The 14,074-nt window shown below is 61.8% G+C and carries 17 protein-coding genes; 8 read left to right on the top strand and 9 right to left on the bottom strand.

The features are described from left to right. Positions 1 to 25 precede the first annotated feature (25 nt). Both ABV589_RS22615 and ABV589_RS22620 read right to left on the bottom strand, forming a co-directional pair. Positions 26 to 616 carry an HD domain-containing protein gene (locus tag ABV589_RS22615; protein ID WP_367083767.1) on the bottom strand — a complete coding sequence of 197 codons (591 nt, stop codon included), beginning with the start codon at positions 614 to 616 and terminating at the stop codon, positions 26 to 28. Positions 617 to 642: 26 nt separating this feature from the next. Beyond that, complete coding sequence (locus tag ABV589_RS22620; RefSeq protein WP_003222750.1) at positions 643 to 954, bottom strand: DUF962 domain-containing protein; 312 nt, start codon at positions 952 to 954, stop codon at positions 643 to 645. A 164-nt stretch (positions 955 to 1,118) separates the two neighbouring features. Here ABV589_RS22620 and ABV589_RS22625 point away from each other — a divergent pair, with 164 nt between their 5' ends. After that, positions 1,119 to 2,174 carry an AraC family transcriptional regulator gene (locus tag ABV589_RS22625; protein ID WP_202962693.1) on the top strand — a complete coding sequence of 352 codons (1,056 nt, stop codon included), beginning with the start codon at positions 1,119 to 1,121 and terminating at the stop codon, positions 2,172 to 2,174. Here the strand turns inward: ABV589_RS22625 and ABV589_RS22630 are convergent. Next, positions 2,131 to 3,585 (bottom strand): TrkH family potassium uptake protein, encoded by a 1,455-nt coding sequence (locus ABV589_RS22630; RefSeq protein WP_007966025.1) that lies wholly within the window; start codon positions 3,583 to 3,585, stop codon positions 2,131 to 2,133. The two genes, ABV589_RS22625 and ABV589_RS22630, sit on opposite strands and share 44 nt — an antisense overlap. A gap of 121 nt (positions 3,586 to 3,706) precedes the next feature. Between ABV589_RS22630 and ABV589_RS22635 the strand changes: the two genes are divergently transcribed. Continuing rightward, the gene (locus ABV589_RS22635; RefSeq protein ID WP_367083770.1) at positions 3,707 to 4,273 is read left to right on the top strand and encodes a nitroreductase family protein; all 567 of its coding nucleotides are present in this window, start codon (positions 3,707 to 3,709) and stop codon (positions 4,271 to 4,273) included. A 110-nt stretch (positions 4,274 to 4,383) separates the two neighbouring features. Here the strand turns inward: ABV589_RS22635 and ABV589_RS22640 are convergent, their stop codons facing one another. The 6 genes from ABV589_RS22640 to ABV589_RS22665 form a co-directional block, all read right to left on the bottom strand. Continuing rightward, on the bottom strand, positions 4,384 to 5,724 hold the full coding sequence (locus ABV589_RS22640; RefSeq protein ID WP_367083771.1) for a HAMP domain-containing sensor histidine kinase: 1,341 nt from the start codon (positions 5,722 to 5,724) through the stop codon (positions 4,384 to 4,386). Positions 5,725 to 5,894: 170 nt separating this feature from the next. Continuing rightward, positions 5,895 to 6,344 (bottom strand): hypothetical protein, encoded by a 450-nt coding sequence (locus ABV589_RS22645; protein ID WP_007966022.1) that lies wholly within the window; start codon positions 6,342 to 6,344, stop codon positions 5,895 to 5,897. A gap of 276 nt (positions 6,345 to 6,620) precedes the next feature. After that, complete coding sequence (locus tag ABV589_RS22650) at positions 6,621 to 7,298, bottom strand: response regulator transcription factor (RefSeq protein WP_007966021.1); 678 nt, start codon at positions 7,296 to 7,298, stop codon at positions 6,621 to 6,623. 7 nt (positions 7,299 to 7,305) lie between these two features. Then, positions 7,306 to 7,716 carry a translation initiation factor 2 gene (locus tag ABV589_RS22655; protein ID WP_041073068.1) on the bottom strand — a complete coding sequence of 137 codons (411 nt, stop codon included), beginning with the start codon at positions 7,714 to 7,716 and terminating at the stop codon, positions 7,306 to 7,308. A gap of 278 nt (positions 7,717 to 7,994) precedes the next feature. Further along, positions 7,995 to 8,294 carry a YciI family protein gene (locus ABV589_RS22660; protein WP_367083773.1) on the bottom strand — a complete coding sequence of 100 codons (300 nt, stop codon included), beginning with the start codon at positions 8,292 to 8,294 and terminating at the stop codon, positions 7,995 to 7,997. A gap of 1 nt (position 8,295) precedes the next feature. Beyond that, positions 8,296 to 8,892 (bottom strand): septation protein A, encoded by a 597-nt coding sequence (locus tag ABV589_RS22665; protein ID WP_367083775.1) that lies wholly within the window; start codon positions 8,890 to 8,892, stop codon positions 8,296 to 8,298. A gap of 87 nt (positions 8,893 to 8,979) precedes the next feature. Here ABV589_RS22665 and ABV589_RS22670 point away from each other — a divergent pair, with 87 nt between their 5' ends. From ABV589_RS22670 to rluB, 6 genes are all read left to right on the top strand, one after another. Beyond that, the gene (locus ABV589_RS22670; protein WP_367083777.1) at positions 8,980 to 9,843 is read left to right on the top strand and encodes a PHP domain-containing protein; all 864 of its coding nucleotides are present in this window, start codon (positions 8,980 to 8,982) and stop codon (positions 9,841 to 9,843) included. A 13-nt stretch (positions 9,844 to 9,856) separates the two neighbouring features. Beyond that, positions 9,857 to 10,486 carry an L-threonylcarbamoyladenylate synthase gene (locus tag ABV589_RS22675; protein WP_367083778.1) on the top strand — a complete coding sequence of 210 codons (630 nt, stop codon included), beginning with the start codon at positions 9,857 to 9,859 and terminating at the stop codon, positions 10,484 to 10,486. A 123-nt stretch (positions 10,487 to 10,609) separates the two neighbouring features. Beyond that, positions 10,610 to 11,308, top strand: coding sequence for a ScpA family protein (locus ABV589_RS22680; protein WP_171061841.1), 699 nt, complete (start codon positions 10,610 to 10,612; stop codon positions 11,306 to 11,308). Positions 11,309 to 11,319: 11 nt separating this feature from the next. Further along, positions 11,320 to 12,291: an SMC-Scp complex subunit ScpB gene (gene scpB / locus ABV589_RS22685; RefSeq protein WP_367083780.1), complete on the top strand. Its 972-nt coding sequence runs from the start codon at positions 11,320 to 11,322 to the stop codon at positions 12,289 to 12,291. 145 nt (positions 12,292 to 12,436) lie between these two features. Continuing rightward, positions 12,437 to 12,628, top strand: coding sequence for a DUF1289 domain-containing protein (locus tag ABV589_RS22690; protein ID WP_003222773.1), 192 nt, complete (start codon positions 12,437 to 12,439; stop codon positions 12,626 to 12,628). A gap of 142 nt (positions 12,629 to 12,770) precedes the next feature. Then, positions 12,771 to 13,991 carry a 23S rRNA pseudouridine(2605) synthase RluB gene (rluB, locus tag ABV589_RS22695; RefSeq protein WP_367083782.1) on the top strand — a complete coding sequence of 407 codons (1,221 nt, stop codon included), beginning with the start codon at positions 12,771 to 12,773 and terminating at the stop codon, positions 13,989 to 13,991. Positions 13,992 to 14,074 lie beyond the last annotated feature (83 nt).

A 14,074-nucleotide genomic window follows, 5' to 3' on the forward strand; every position in this document is an offset into this window, starting at 1 on the left:
AGCGATGAGGCCGGTGCAGACAACATCAGGCGGGGGCGTGTTCTTCCATCGCCGCCTTGTAGATCGAGTGCTTCGGCTGCGCAAACAGCCGCTCCAGCATCGGCTCAAAAAAACTCAACGGCAGGCTGTCATACGCCGGGTCGAACGCCGCCGCATCGTATCTGGCGCAGAACTCCACCGTCGCCTGATACTGCGGATGCGCGGCGAATTGCTCGCGCAGGTGCCGATCCATGCCCAGATGATGGAAGAAGTAGTAGCCCTGAAAGATCCCGTGCTTTTCGACCATCCACAGATTTTCGGCACTGACGAACGGCTTGAGAATCGCCGCCGCGATGTCCGGGTGGTTGTAGGAACCGAGGGTGTCGCCAATGTCATGCAGCAGCGCACAGACCACGTATTCCTCGTCACGCCCGTCGCGATAGGCGCGGGTCGCGGTTTGCAGCGAATGGGTCAGGCGATCCACCGGGAAGCCGCCGAAATCACCTTCGAGCAACTTCAGGTGCGCGACGATCCGTGACGGCAGTTGCCGGGCGTAGGCGCTGAAGTCAGCGGCGATGATCGCCCAGTCTTCCTGGGTGCCGTCCTGCATGTGGGTGAAGCGGGCATTGGCGTTCATCGGCCAGCCTCCAGGTGTGTCGGGTTTCAGAACGCCACGCGGCCGAGAATCATGTCGCGGTACATGACGAAATCGCCGAGCAGGCTGTACAGCGGATGCTGGAAAGTCGCCGGACGGTTCTTTTCAAAGAAGAAGTGGCCGACCCAGGCAAAGCTGTAACCGGCCAGCGGCAGGGCCAGCAACAACAGCCATGCGCCTTTGGCGATGGTCATGGCCAGAATGAATATCACCAGCGTGGTGCCGATGAAATGCAACCGGCGGCAGGTACTGTTGGCGTGTTCGCTGAGGTAATACGGATAGAACTCGGCGAAGGTATTGAATTGCTTGATGTTTTCCACGACCGCGATCTCTGTGGTTATTGTTCTGACGGCAAGTTGTTCGGCGGGTAGCTTATTTGAGTCTAGAGTGAACACTGGCATCAGACAGTGACAATGGGCGCCACTTTAGTATCCTTCGCAAATCGGGTCGTAACATGCGATCCATCATGTAAAAGAATAACGCCATGAGCGAACGAACGACTTCTGCAAGCTGGGCGATGGGGATTGTCAAAGCATTGGAGATGGACGGCCTGGATTGCCGGGTACTGTTCAAGCAACTGGGGCTCGATTACGCCGCCCTGAATGATCCGGATGCGCGCTTCCCGCAAGATTCCATGACCCGCCTCTGGCAACGGGCGGTCGAGCTGTCCGGCAACCCGGCGATCGGCCTGAACATGGGCAAGGTGGTGCGCCCGGCGTCGTTCCACGTTGCCGGCTACGCCTTGATGTCGAGCAACACCCTGGCCGAAGGCTTTCAACGCCTGGTGCGTTATCAGCGGATCATCGCCGAGAGCGCCGACCTGAGTTTTCGTCTGCTCGAAGAAGGCTACGCACTGATCCTGACCGTGCATGGCGATCACCTGCCACCGACCCGGCAGAGCGCCGAAGCCTCGCTGGCCTGCGCGCTGGGTCTATGCGGCTGGTTGACCGGGCGCACCCTGCATCCGGTCAAAGTGCTGTTTCAGGGTGACGAGCCCGCCGATCTGCAACCTTACCGACAAGCCTTCCACGCGCCGCTGATGTTCAACGCGCCGTACGATGCGCTGATTTTCGAACGGGCCGACATGGAAGCACCGCTGCCCACCGCCAACGAAGCCATGGCGCTGCTGCACGACCGGTTTGCCGGGGAATACCTGGCGCGGTTTTCCGAAAGCCGCGTGACCCACAAGGCGCGCCAGGTGTTGTGCCGTTTACTGCCGCAGGGCGAGCCCAAGCGCGATACGGTGGCGCAGACCCTGCATCTGTCGCAGCGCACCTTGCAGCGCCGGTTGCAGGAGGAGGGCACCAGTTTTCAGCAGTTGCTCGACGACACTCGCCGCGAACTGGCCGAGCAGTACCTGGCGCAGCCGAGCATGACCTTGCTGGAGATTGCCTATCTGTTGGGTTTTGCCGATCCGAGCAACTTCTTCCGCGCGTTCCGTCGCTGGTTCGACACCACGCCCGGCGATTACCGGGCGCGACTGTTGCAGGCGCCGATCAATGACGCCAAAAGGCCGGAATACACAGCACAAACACCGTAATGATCTCCAGTCGGCCAAGCAGCATGCCGAACGACAGGATCCACTTGGCCGCATCCGGCAGGGTGGCGAAGTTGCCTGCCGGGCCGATGGTTTCGCCCAGACCCGGGCCGACGCCGGACACGGTGCTGGCAGCGCCGGTCAGTGCGGTCATCCAGTCCACGCCGAGCAGCGACAGCAGCAGGGCGATCACGCAAATCGTGATGGCGAAGAAGAACGAAAAGGTCAGGATCGAACGCACGATCTCCTCGTCGAGACGGTGACCGTTGTACTTCTGCTTGATCACCGCGCGCGGGTGAATCAGCTGGTTAAGGTTGGCCTTGAGCAGGATGTAGGCGACCTGGAAACGGAAGATCTTGATCCCGCCCGCCGTCGAGCCGGAGCAGCCGCCGACAAAGCCCAGATAGAAAAACAGCATCAGCGAGAAGTTGCCCCACAGGCTGTAGTCGCCGAGGGCAAAACCGGTGGTGGTGACTACCGAGGTCACGTTCAGCGCCACGTGCCGCAGCGCATCCAGCCAGTGCAGGTTGGTGGTCCACCAGTACCAGGTGCCGAGCACCAGCCAGGTCACCAGCAACATGCCGAGCAAACCCTGCACCTGCTGATCCTTGATCAGCGCCTTGCGATTGCCGCGCATGGTCGCGACGTACAGGGTGAACGGCAGGCTGCCGAGGATCATGATGACCACCGCCACCCAGTGCACCGCCGGTTGCGTCCACTTCGCCAGCGACTGGTCGGAGGTCGAGAAACCGCCGGTGGAGATCGCCGACATCGCGTGATTGATCGCATCGAACGGGCTCATCCCGGCCCACCAGAACGCCAGGCTGCCGAGGATCGTGATACCGACGTAGGCGGCCACAATCAGGCGCGCCACCATGTGCGAGCGCGGCATGACCTTTTCCGAGCGGTCGGACGATTCGGTCTGGAACAGGCGCATGCCACCGATGCGCAGCAACGGCAGAATCGCCACCGCCATGCCGATGAAGCCGATCCCGCCGAGCCAGTGCAGCAGCGAGCGCCACATCAGAATCCCCGGCGACATGGTGTCGAGCCCGCTGAGCACGGTCGAGCCGGTGGCGGTGATACCGGACATGCTTTCGAAGAACGAGTCGGTGTAGCTGATGTGCTGGGTCAGCAAGAACGGCAGCGCGGCGAAAATGCACACCACCAGCCAGCTGCTGACGGTCAGCAGATACATGTCGCGCGGGCGCAGGTGGATGTGTTCGGGGCGGCCGGGAATCACCAGCGCGAGGCCGGCGACGAAGGTGATCATGCTCGCCCAGAGAAACGACGGCAGATCGCCGGTGCGCTCGAAAATCACCAGGGTGGCCATGGGCACGACCATGGCGATGGCCAGGGTGATCAGGAAGATGCCGATGATGAAACCAATGATCCGTAAGGTCGGCAACGCCATGAAGTCCGCTCGGGCTGAAGGAGGAAGGGCGCCATTCTACCCGTGGGGCAGGGCATGTAAACCGGCACCCTGTTGCCGGATACCGCTAGAATAGCCGCACATTTTTCTCTGGAGGTGGCCGATGCAGGCTCTCGACGCGTTGCTCAACCGTGTTTCCGTTCCACGCCTGGTCGAACCGGCCCCTACTGCCGAGCAGCGCGAAGCTCTGTTTGGTGCAGCCCTGCGTGCCCCTGATCACGGCCACTTGCAGCCGTACCGTTTCCTCACCGTCGAAGGCGCGGCACGTGAGCAAATGGGCGAGTTGCTGGCCGAAGCGGCGCAGATGCAGGAAGGCGAAGTCACTGAAGCGATGATCGACAAGGCGCGCAACGGCCCGCTGCGGGCACCGCTGGTGGTGGTGGTGATCGCGAAACTGCAGGACCACGTCAAATATCCGAAGGCCGAGCAGTTGCTGGCGGCGGGGTGTGCGGCCCACGGGATTCTGCTGGCGGCGTATGCGCAGGGGATTGGTGCGGTGTGGCGTACTGGTGAACTGGCGTATTCGAAACATGTGGCCCAAGGGTTGGGGCTGGCGGAAGGCGAAGAGGTGATCGCGTTCCTGTACCTCGGCACGCCACAGAAGGAGCCGCGTGTGGCCGAGAAGGTTGATCTGGCCGAATTCGTCAGCGCCTGGCCCGGCAAGGCCTGACACCACCGATCAAATGTAGGAGTGAGCCTGCTCGCGATAGCGGTGGATCAGACGAAAATTCATTGACTGATCCACCGCTATCGCGAGCAGGCTCACTCCTACAGTTTTGATCAGGGTTGCACGACAGCGCCCGGTACCAACGGCAATTCCAGACTGGCGACAAACCCGCCCTCGGGATGATTGGCCAGCAGCAGACTCCCGCCATGCCGCTCCGCCGCGCGTCTGGCAATCGCCAGGCCCAGGCCATGTCCCGGCGCCGTCTGCCCCGGCGCCCGGTAGAACGGCTCGCCCAACTGGCTCAGATGCTCGGTCTGCACGCCCGGCCCGTGGTCGCGCACGCTCACCACAATCCGCTCGCCCTGACGCGTGGCCTGCATCTCGATTGCCTGATCCACCGGGTTGAAGCGTTGGGCGTTGCGCAAAAGGTTATCGACGGCGCGCTCGATCATGGTTGGCCAACCGGTCAGCGTCAGGTGTGGTTCGGCATCCAGGCGCACGGTCTGCTCCGGCGAGCCAAGTTGCGCGTCCTTCTGCAGTGTGCCGAGCAGCGCATTCAGGTCTACTTCTTCAGCACTGGCGTTGTCGGCATCGACTCGCGCCAGCACCAGAATTTCGCTGATCAGCGCTTCGAGGCGATCACATTCGCGGGTCAGGCGCGGCCAGAGTTTTTCCCGTTCTTCAGGATTGGCCCGTTCCGCCAGTGCCAGGGCAATACGCAGGCGCGCCAGCGGTGAGCGCAGTTCGTGGGATACATCACGCAGCAATTGGCGCTGGCTGCCGATCAGGCTTTGCAGGCGCGCGCCCATGCGGTTGAAATCAGTGGCGAGCACGCCGAATTCGTCTCGGCGGTTCGCCAGTTTCGCCAGGCTGTTCTGTTGATAGGTGGTCTGCCCCAGATCATGCACCGCCCCACGCAAGCGGCTGAGCGGGCGGGTAATGGAGAAGGTCACCAGCAGGCTGAACAGGGTCAGCACCACCAGCGCGATGCCCAGCGCACTCAGCGGCCAGAGCAGGCTTTCGCGGTGCCAGGCATCGAGTTCCGGGTGCGGGATGCGGAAGATGAACAGGTAGGTGTCACCGGTTTTTTCGCTGGTGAACTCGTCGGTCAGGCGCCGCCAGGGCAGGCGTCGGTCATCGTTGTTCTGCCGGGCTTCAAACGCCGCGGCGCGGCGCGGGAAGGTGCCGCGCACCACGGGGTCGCCGCTTTCGTTCAACACCTGCACGTCGATGTGATATTGGCGTTTGCGTTGTTCGAGGATGTCCTGCGCGGCGTCTTCGCCCTGGGCTTCGTAGGTTTGCGTCCATTCGGCGGCCAGGGTGTTGAGGCCCGGGTGACGGCTGAGAATCCACGCGTCCTGATTGAGCATGTGCCCGAGCAAGATCGACAGCCCCGCCACCAGAGCGATGGCCAGCCAGAAGCTCGCGAGAATACGCCAGAACAATGAACGCACAGAAAATCCTCAATCAGACGCGTAACCCCTGTAGGAGCTGCGGCACGCTGCGATCTTTTGATCTTATTTTTCATAAGCAAAATCAAAAGATCGCAGCGTGCCGCAGCTCCTACAGAGGGCGGATGTGAACAGGCCCGACGGGGTTAGCCGTCGGGCCTGTGATTAGAACATTATTGCGCTTTTTGCGGCTGCTGCGCTTTCCACGCCTTGAACTCGGCCCATTCGGCGCGGCGTTCAGCCTGTTTTTTCTGGATCTCGTCGAATTTCTTCTGTTGATCCGGTTTCAGCAGGTTACGTACGTCAGCTTCGGCTTTCTTGTGGTTGGCGGCCATCTCGTCTTTCATGGCTTTCTGGTCAGCCGGCGAGAGTTTTTCCAGGTACTTCTCGACTACCTGGCGACGCTCGTGCATCTGCTCGCCCATGATCTTGCGGATCTGATCGCGCTGTTCGCGGGACAGGTCGAGTTGGCTGTACGGGCCTTTGCCGTGCATGCCGTGCATCTGACCGCCGTGGCGTGCACCGTCCATCGGGCCACCCATCGGGCCGCCATCCTGTGGCACAGCCATGGCGACGGTTGGCAGAGCGGCAGCGAACATCAGAGCGATAAGAGTCTTGCGCATGGTGTATCTCCTTGTCTCGTTCCCGGTACGTTCCGGATGAGTTCAGATTACGGAGATCAAGGTCAGCGGCGGTCAGCGCTGCGTAAAGCTTGGGTAAAGACGCTTCGTACCCTGCCTGACAAATATCACTGGCACTCCGCCTGTGGCGAGGGAGCTTGCTCCCGCTGGACTGCGCAGCAGTCCCTCTTTTTTGATTTGAAAAACGAGGGCCGCTTCGCTGCCCAGCGGGAGCAAGCTCCCTCGCCACATATAGCATTCAGGCAGGTCTTTCCCGATTTACAGGCTGTAGTAGTAACCACGGCTGCGCAGGGCGACGATCCGCGGGCGGCCGTCGGGGTGGGGGCCGATTTTCTTGCGCAGGTTGCTGACGTGCATGTCGAGGCTGCGGTCGTACAGGGTCAGCTTGCGGCCGAGGGCCAGTTGCGCCAGTTCCTGTTTGTCCAGCGGCTCGCCGGGCTGCTTGAGCAGTGCTTCGAGCAGGCGGCTTTCGGAAACGGTGAGGGTCAGTTCTTTCTCGTCGATGCTGACCACGCCGCGCACCGGGCTGAAGCTCAGATCGCCCAGTTCGAGCTGGGTCGACACAGCGGCCGGATGGCTGCGGCGCAGCACGGCGCGCAGGCGCGCGGTGAGTTCACGCGGATCGCAGGGTTTGGCCAGGTAATCGTCGGCGCCCAATTCCAGACCGAGAATGCGATCCAGTGGTTCGCCCCGGGCCGAGAGCATCAGCACCGGCAGATCGGCGTGTTCGCTGCGCAACTGCTTGAGCAGTTCCAGACCACTGCCGTCGGGCAGCATCACGTCCAGCACCACCGCCGCCGGGGCGGATTCGGCCAACGCCTTGCGCGCGCTCTGGCCATCATGGCAGGCGCGTACCTGGAAGCCTTCCTGGCTCAACCAGCTACTCAGGAGTTCGCACAACTCCTGGTCATCATCAATCAGTAACAGCTCGCTCATGACTCACTCAATTTAGCCATTGCCGACGTTTTCGGCTTGCTCCACTGGCAAAGATACCGCACAGCAGCGCCAATAGCGCTACCCCGGCGCCGGTGACGAACCATTGCTGCTGTTCGGTCAACAGTCGTGGCAAGGGGCTTGCCTGGGCTTCCTTGAGTTGCAGCTTCAGGCGCTGGTTCTCCTGACGCAACCGGGCGAGCTGGGCGCTTTCGCGGGTGTTGTCGGCATTTTGCAGTTGTTTGCTCAATTCTTCCCGCTGCTGCTCGCTGGCCTTCAGGCGCTGCTGCAGTTCGGTAATCTGACTGCCGGCACTTAACGACAATGGCGTGGAGCTGCCGCTTTCGGTGGTTTCCTCACCATGGGCGGGTGCCATGATCGTCAACGTGACCCACATCAGACACAACGGACCTTTGCGCATTGCGATTCCTGCTTGCAAATGGATATTGGGCAGGTTGTCGGCAGGCAAACGAGAATAATGAGCGATTGAGAGTGGGGAGAAGCGGGAAGGTTCAGTGTCAGAGGCAATGTCGAGCGTGGTGAGTTGAACAATTTGAGCTTGGGGAGTCATTGTGGCGAGGGAGCTTGCTCCCGCTGGGGCGGAAGCGCCCCCCGCTTTCCAGCTCATAGGCAATGAGACTGCTGCGCAGTCCAGCGGGAGCAAGCTCCCTCGCCACAAAGTCCCTCGATATTCCTTGGTTACGGCAAGACTTGCTTGAACGGCTTGACGGTCACGTTGGCGTACACGCCGGCGGCAATGTACGGATCGGCGTCGGCCCAGGCCTGGGCGGCGCTGAGGGAGTCGAATTCGGCGACGATCAGGCTGCCAGTGAAACCCGCAGCGCCCGGATCATTGCTGTCGACCGCCGGGTGCGGGCCGGCCAGTACGATGCGGCCTTCGCCCTTGAGCACTTGCAGGCGTTCGAGGTGGGCCGGGCGCGCGGCGAGGCGGGCTTCGAGCGAGTTGGCGACGTCGGTGGCAATGATTGCGTAGAGCATGTCAGTCCTCGGTTTTTGGCGTTGTGGTATCGGCGTCATGCAGATGGCGGGACAGGTAGATGCCCTGACCGACCAGGAACAGCACGGTCATGCCCAGGCTGCCGAACACCTTGAAGTCGACCCAGATGCTCTGGAAGGTGAATGCCACGAACAGGTTGGCAGCGCCGCAGAACAGGAAAAAGGCGATCCAGGCGATGTTCAGGCGGGTCCAGACCGGATCCGGCAGGGTCAGCGCGTGGCCCATGATGCGTTTGATCAGCAGGCGGTCACCGATGAAGTGGCTGCCGATGAAGGCCAGGGCGAACAGCCAGTTGACCACCGGGGCCTTCCATTTGAGGAAGGTCTCGCTGTGGAAGGCCAGGGTCAGGCTGCCGAACACCAGGCAGGCGATCAGGGTCAGCCATTGGCTCTTTCCCAGCTTGCGCTGTTTGATGAACAACGCGCCGTAGACCACCAGGGAGCTGATGATCAGCATCGCCGTGGCGCTGTAGATACCGCCTACAGTCACTTGATGGCCAGCGATGTCGACGACCCGTGGATCCAGTTTGTAAACGATGAAAAACAGCAGAAGCGGGATGAAATCGATGAATTGTTTCACAGTGAGAGCCAGAAGCTGGATGTGGCGGCATAATAACAAACATATGGGCGCGCGATAGCGCCAGCTGATTTGAGGTTACAACTCCCCGTGAATGTTGATTTGCACTGCCACAGCACGGCCTCCGATGGCGCCTTGGCGCCTGCGGTTCTGGTTGCGCGTGCGTTCGAAAACGGCGTGCGAGTCCTGGCGTTGACCGATCACGACACCCTCGAAGGCCTCGCCGAAGCGCGCACGGCTGCCGAGGCGCTGGGCATGCAACTGGTCAATGGCGTCGAGCTGTCCTGCACCTGGGGCGGCGCGACCATTCATGTGCTGGGCTATGGTTTCGACGTCAACGCCGCGCCATTGGTCGAGGCCATCGCCAAGTTGCACGATGGTCGCTGGCTGCGGTCGGAAGAAATAAGCCGCAAGCTCGCCCTTAAAGGCATGCCCGGAGCCCTCGACGGCGCTCGGCAGATCCAGCAGGAACTGGGCGACAGCGGCAACGCCCCGGCCCGTCCGCATTTTGCCGACTGGATGGTGCGTGAAGGTTTTGTAAAGGATCGCGCCGAAGCATTCCGCAAATGGCTCGGCGCCGGCAAGCTGGGTGACGTCAAGCAGCACTGGCCGACCCTGGAAGACACCGTCGGCACCCTGCGTGCCGCCGGGGCGTGGGTCAGTCTGGCGCATCCCTGGCATTACGATTTCACCCGCAGCAAGCGCCGAAAGCTGATTGCCGACTATATTCAAGCGGGCGGGCATGCAATCGAAGTGGTCAATGGCCATCAGCCTGCGGAACAGGTCGGCAGCCTGGCAATCCTTGCCCGCGAGTTCGGTCTGCTGGTCAGCGCCGGCAGTGATTTCCATGGCCCTGGAGGCTGGTCCGAAATTGGCCAGTACCGGCCGGTTCCCGAGGACCTTCCACCCCTGTGGTGTCGGTTCAAACATGACACAGTTATTGCCGCCGTCTGAACAGGTAGAAAACGTGAGTCAATTTTTCCAGATCCATCCGGAAAACCCGCAAGCGCGCCTGATCAAACAGGCGGTCGAGATCATCCGCAAAGGCGGGGTGGTGATTTATCCCACGGACTCTTCCTACGCCATCGGTTGCCAGATCGGCGACAAGACTGCCATCGAGCGCGTGCGCCGTCTGCGTCAGCTCGACGAGAAGCACAACTTCGCGCTGATCTGCAGTGACCTGTCGCAATTGGGCAACTACGCCAAGATCGACACCGGCACTTTCCGCATTCTCAAGGCGCATCTGCCGGGGCCTTACACCTTTATCCTCAACGCCACCCGCGAAGTGCCACGGCTGTTGCTGCATCCAAAAAAACGCACCATCGGCCTGCGGGTGCCGAGCCATCCGATTGCCCTGGCGTTGCTGGCCGAACTCGGCGAGCCGCTGATGAGCGTGACCTTGATCATGCCCGGCGACGAAGACCCGCTGAGTGATCCGTACGAAATGCGCCAATTGCTCGAACATCAGGTAGACCTGATCATCGACGGCGGTTTTGGCGGGATCAAGGCGTCCACCGTGATTGACCTGCCCGGCGACGACCCGGAAGTGATCCGCGTCGGTTGCGGCGACCCCGCGCCGTTCATGGTCGAGGCCTGAATGTCCGCAGTGGAAACCGTTGTCGATCCCCAGGCCGGCGCCCAGCAGGAACTGCCGTTTGCCATGGTCTATGGCCAGGCGGTCACGGAAATGCCGCTGGACCTGTACATCCCGCCGGATGCACTGGAAGTGTTTCTCGAAGCCTTCGAAGGCCCGCTTGACCTGCTGCTGTACCTGATCCGCAAACAGAACATCAACATCCTCGACATCCCGGTGGCGGAAATCACCCGCCAGTACATGGGCTATGTCGAGTTGATGCAGTCGGTGCGCCTGGAACTGGCCGCCGAATACCTGGTAATGGCCGCGATGCTGGCCGAGATCAAGTCGCGGATGCTCCTGCCGCGCGCCGAAACCGTCGAAGACGAAGAGGACGACCCGCGCGCCGAACTGATCCGTCGCCTGCAGGAATACGAGCGCTTCAAGGCTGCCGCCGAAGGCATCGACGGCTTGAGCCGGGTCGGTCGCGACGTGGTCGTGCCCAAACTCGACGCCCCGGAAGCCCGGGCGCGCAAGCTGCTGCCGGACGTGGCGCTGGAAGAGATTTTGATGTCCATGGCCGAAGTGCTGCGCCGGGGCGATATGTTCGAGAGCCACCAGGTCAGCCGCGAGGCACTGTCGACCCGCGAGCGCATGAGCGATGTGCTGGAACGGCTCAAGGGCGGTGGTTTTGTGCCGTTCGTCGAGCTGTTCACTGCCGAGGAAGGTCGCTTGGGTGTGGTGGTGACCTTTATGGCGATCCTTGAGCTGGTCAAGGAATCCTTGGTCGAGCTGGTGCAGAATGAGCCGTTCGCCGCGATCCACGTGCGAGCCCGAGCCGAATAACGAGTCGAAACATGAACCTGACTGAACCCCGCGAGCTGGCGCCCCTGCTTGAAGCCTTTCTGTTGGCCTCGGGAAAACCGCAATCGCTTGAACGCCTCTACGAACTGTTCGAAGAGGGCGAGCGCCCCGAACCGCCGGTCTTCAAGAAAGCCCTGAGCCTGCTGGCCAAGTCCTGCGAGGGCCGCGCGTTCGAGCTCAAGGAAGTCGCCTCCGGCTACCGCTTGCAGATCCGCGAGAAGTTTTCGCCGTGGGTCGGGCGTTTGTGGGAAGAGCGTCCGCAGCGCTATTCCCGTGCGCTGCTGGAAACCATGGCGCTGATCGCCTATCGCCAGCCGATCACTCGCGGCGAGATCGAAGACGTGCGGGGCGTGGCGGTCAACACCAACATCGTCAAGACGCTGATCGAGCGCGAGTGGATCCGCATCGTCGGTTACCGCGACGTGCCGGGCAAACCGGCGATGTTCGCCACCACCAAGGCGTTTCTCGATCACTTCAACCTGAAGAACCTCGAAGACCTGCCGCCGCTGGCCGAACTGCGCGAGATGGAAACCGAGCCAGTCCTCGATTTCGACGACGCGCCAGTGCCGCAGGGCCTGCAGGAACAGGTCGACGCCAGCGCCGAGCCGGAAGAGCCGAAGGAAGAAACCAGCTTCCATACGCTGTTGCTGGAACTGGACAGCATGGAGGAGGGGATCAAGACCGACTTCGATGATCTGTTGCGCGATGCCGCGGATGGCGAAGCGTCGACGACTGAGCCGGAAGTCGAGACCGTCGAGCCGGCGGTTGAAGTTGAACTCGAGACCGAGCCAGAGGCCGAACCGGAAGAGGACATTCTTGGCGTCGCCGAAGCCCGGGAAAAACTCCTGGCCGCTGTCGCCGCGCTCGAACAATCGGTGCCTGAACCCGAGCTGAGCGAAGAAGAAGCCGAAGCCCGCGCCCTGGCCGAAGCGATCGAGGCCGAACGCCGCGAGTTCGAGGACTGACAATCAAATTTTCTGAACACTGACGAACCCTGTGGGAGCGGGCTTGCCCGCGATTGCGGTGCATCAGACACAAATATGCTGGCTGACGCTCCGTCATCGCGGGCAAGCCCGCTCCCACAGGGATCAATGTGTTCTGGAGAAAGGTATGAGCTCGACAAAAGACCCCTGCATCAGCCTCTGCAAATTCACCGACGACATCTGCCTGGGCTGTGGCCGCAGCAAGCGCGAGATCCGTGCCTGGAAGAAACTCGACAAGGACGACAAGCGCACGGTACTGGCCGAAGCCGCGCTGCGCCTGATCAAACTCGGTGGTGCCGGTCGGCGGAAAAAGAAATAAGTCGCCCACCATCAGCTAGTCTCTGATGCGCGATGGCGCACATCCGCGTATGATTCGCGACCCTTCGGCGATCCCTTCGCCCGAAAACCAGATTTCAATGCTTCAGGCGCCGCCTGAACAGACCACACCGGGAGGTGCCCAGATGAGTGACATCAATCAGCAAGACGACCAGGAAATCGGCCCAGCAGGCGAAAAACTGCAGAAGGTCCTCGCCCGTATCGGCGTCGGCTCGCGCCGTGACGTCGAAGCCTGGATCAGCCAGGGCCGGATCAAGGTCAATGGCAAAGACGCCACCCTCGGCCTGCGCGTCGACATGCACGACGCCATCACCATCGATGGCAAGGTGATCAAGCGCGAAGAGGCTGCCGAATCAGTGCGCCGCGTTATCATGTACAACAAGCCCGATGGCGAGATCTGCACCCGTGACGACCCGGAAGGCCGTCCGACCGTGTTCGACAAGCTGCCGCGTCCGAAAGAAGGTCGCTGGATCAACATCGGTCGTCTCGACATCAACACCACCGGTCTGCTGATGTTCACCACTGACGGTGAGCTGGCCAACCGTCTGATGCACCCGTCCTACGAAATGGATCGTGAGTACGCCGTGCGTGTACGCGGTGAAGTCGACGACGAAATGATCGAGCGCCTGAAGGCCGGCGTGGTACTGGAAGACGGCCCTGCGCGTTTCACCGACATTCAACAGGCACCGGGCGGCGAAGGCTTCAACCACTGGTATCACTGCGTGGTGATGGAAGGCCGTAACCGTGAGGTTCGTCGTCTGTGGGAATCGCAAGGTCTGGTGGTCAGCCGTCTGAAGCGCGTGCGTTTCGGTCCGGTGTTCCTCAACTCCGACCTGCCGATGGGCCGCTGGCGCGAAATGAGCCAGTACGAAGTCGACGTGCTCAGCGCCGAAGTCGGCCTGACCCCGGTGGCGATGCCGCAACTCAACGCCAAGAGCAAGGACAAGCTGGAGCGTATGCAGCGCAAATCGTCGCGGCCGATGGCCAAGACCGAGCGCGTGCGTACCCTGCGTCCAGCCGCTGGCGCGCCGACCGGTCCGCGTCCGAGCCGTGAGCCGCAGATCGAAGGCGAGCGTCCTGGCCGCAAGCCGGTTGCCCGTGATGGCGAACGCGCACCGCGTCCGGCCAATGGTCGTACCGAGCGTGGCGAAGGTCGTGCGCCTGCCGGTCGTGGTACGCCAGTGGCGGATCGTCCTGCCGACACCACCAACAAGCGTCCGGCCAAGCCTGCAGCCAAGCGCCCGGGGATCAAACTGGTCGACGGTGACAAGCCATCGGGCAAGCGCCGTGGCGCCCCGGCCGGCTCCGGTCAGCGCCCGGGTTTTGGTCGCAAGAAGCCGGAATAAGGCAGCTGTGAGCTTTGAGCGGCAAGCTTCGAGCTAAAGCAAAAAAACGCCAACCGCAGGGTTGGCGTTTTTTTTCGTCTGGC

The organism is Pseudomonas sp. HOU2, assembly GCF_040729435.1.
In the GTDB taxonomy this organism is placed as follows: domain Bacteria; phylum Pseudomonadota; class Gammaproteobacteria; order Pseudomonadales; family Pseudomonadaceae; genus Aquipseudomonas.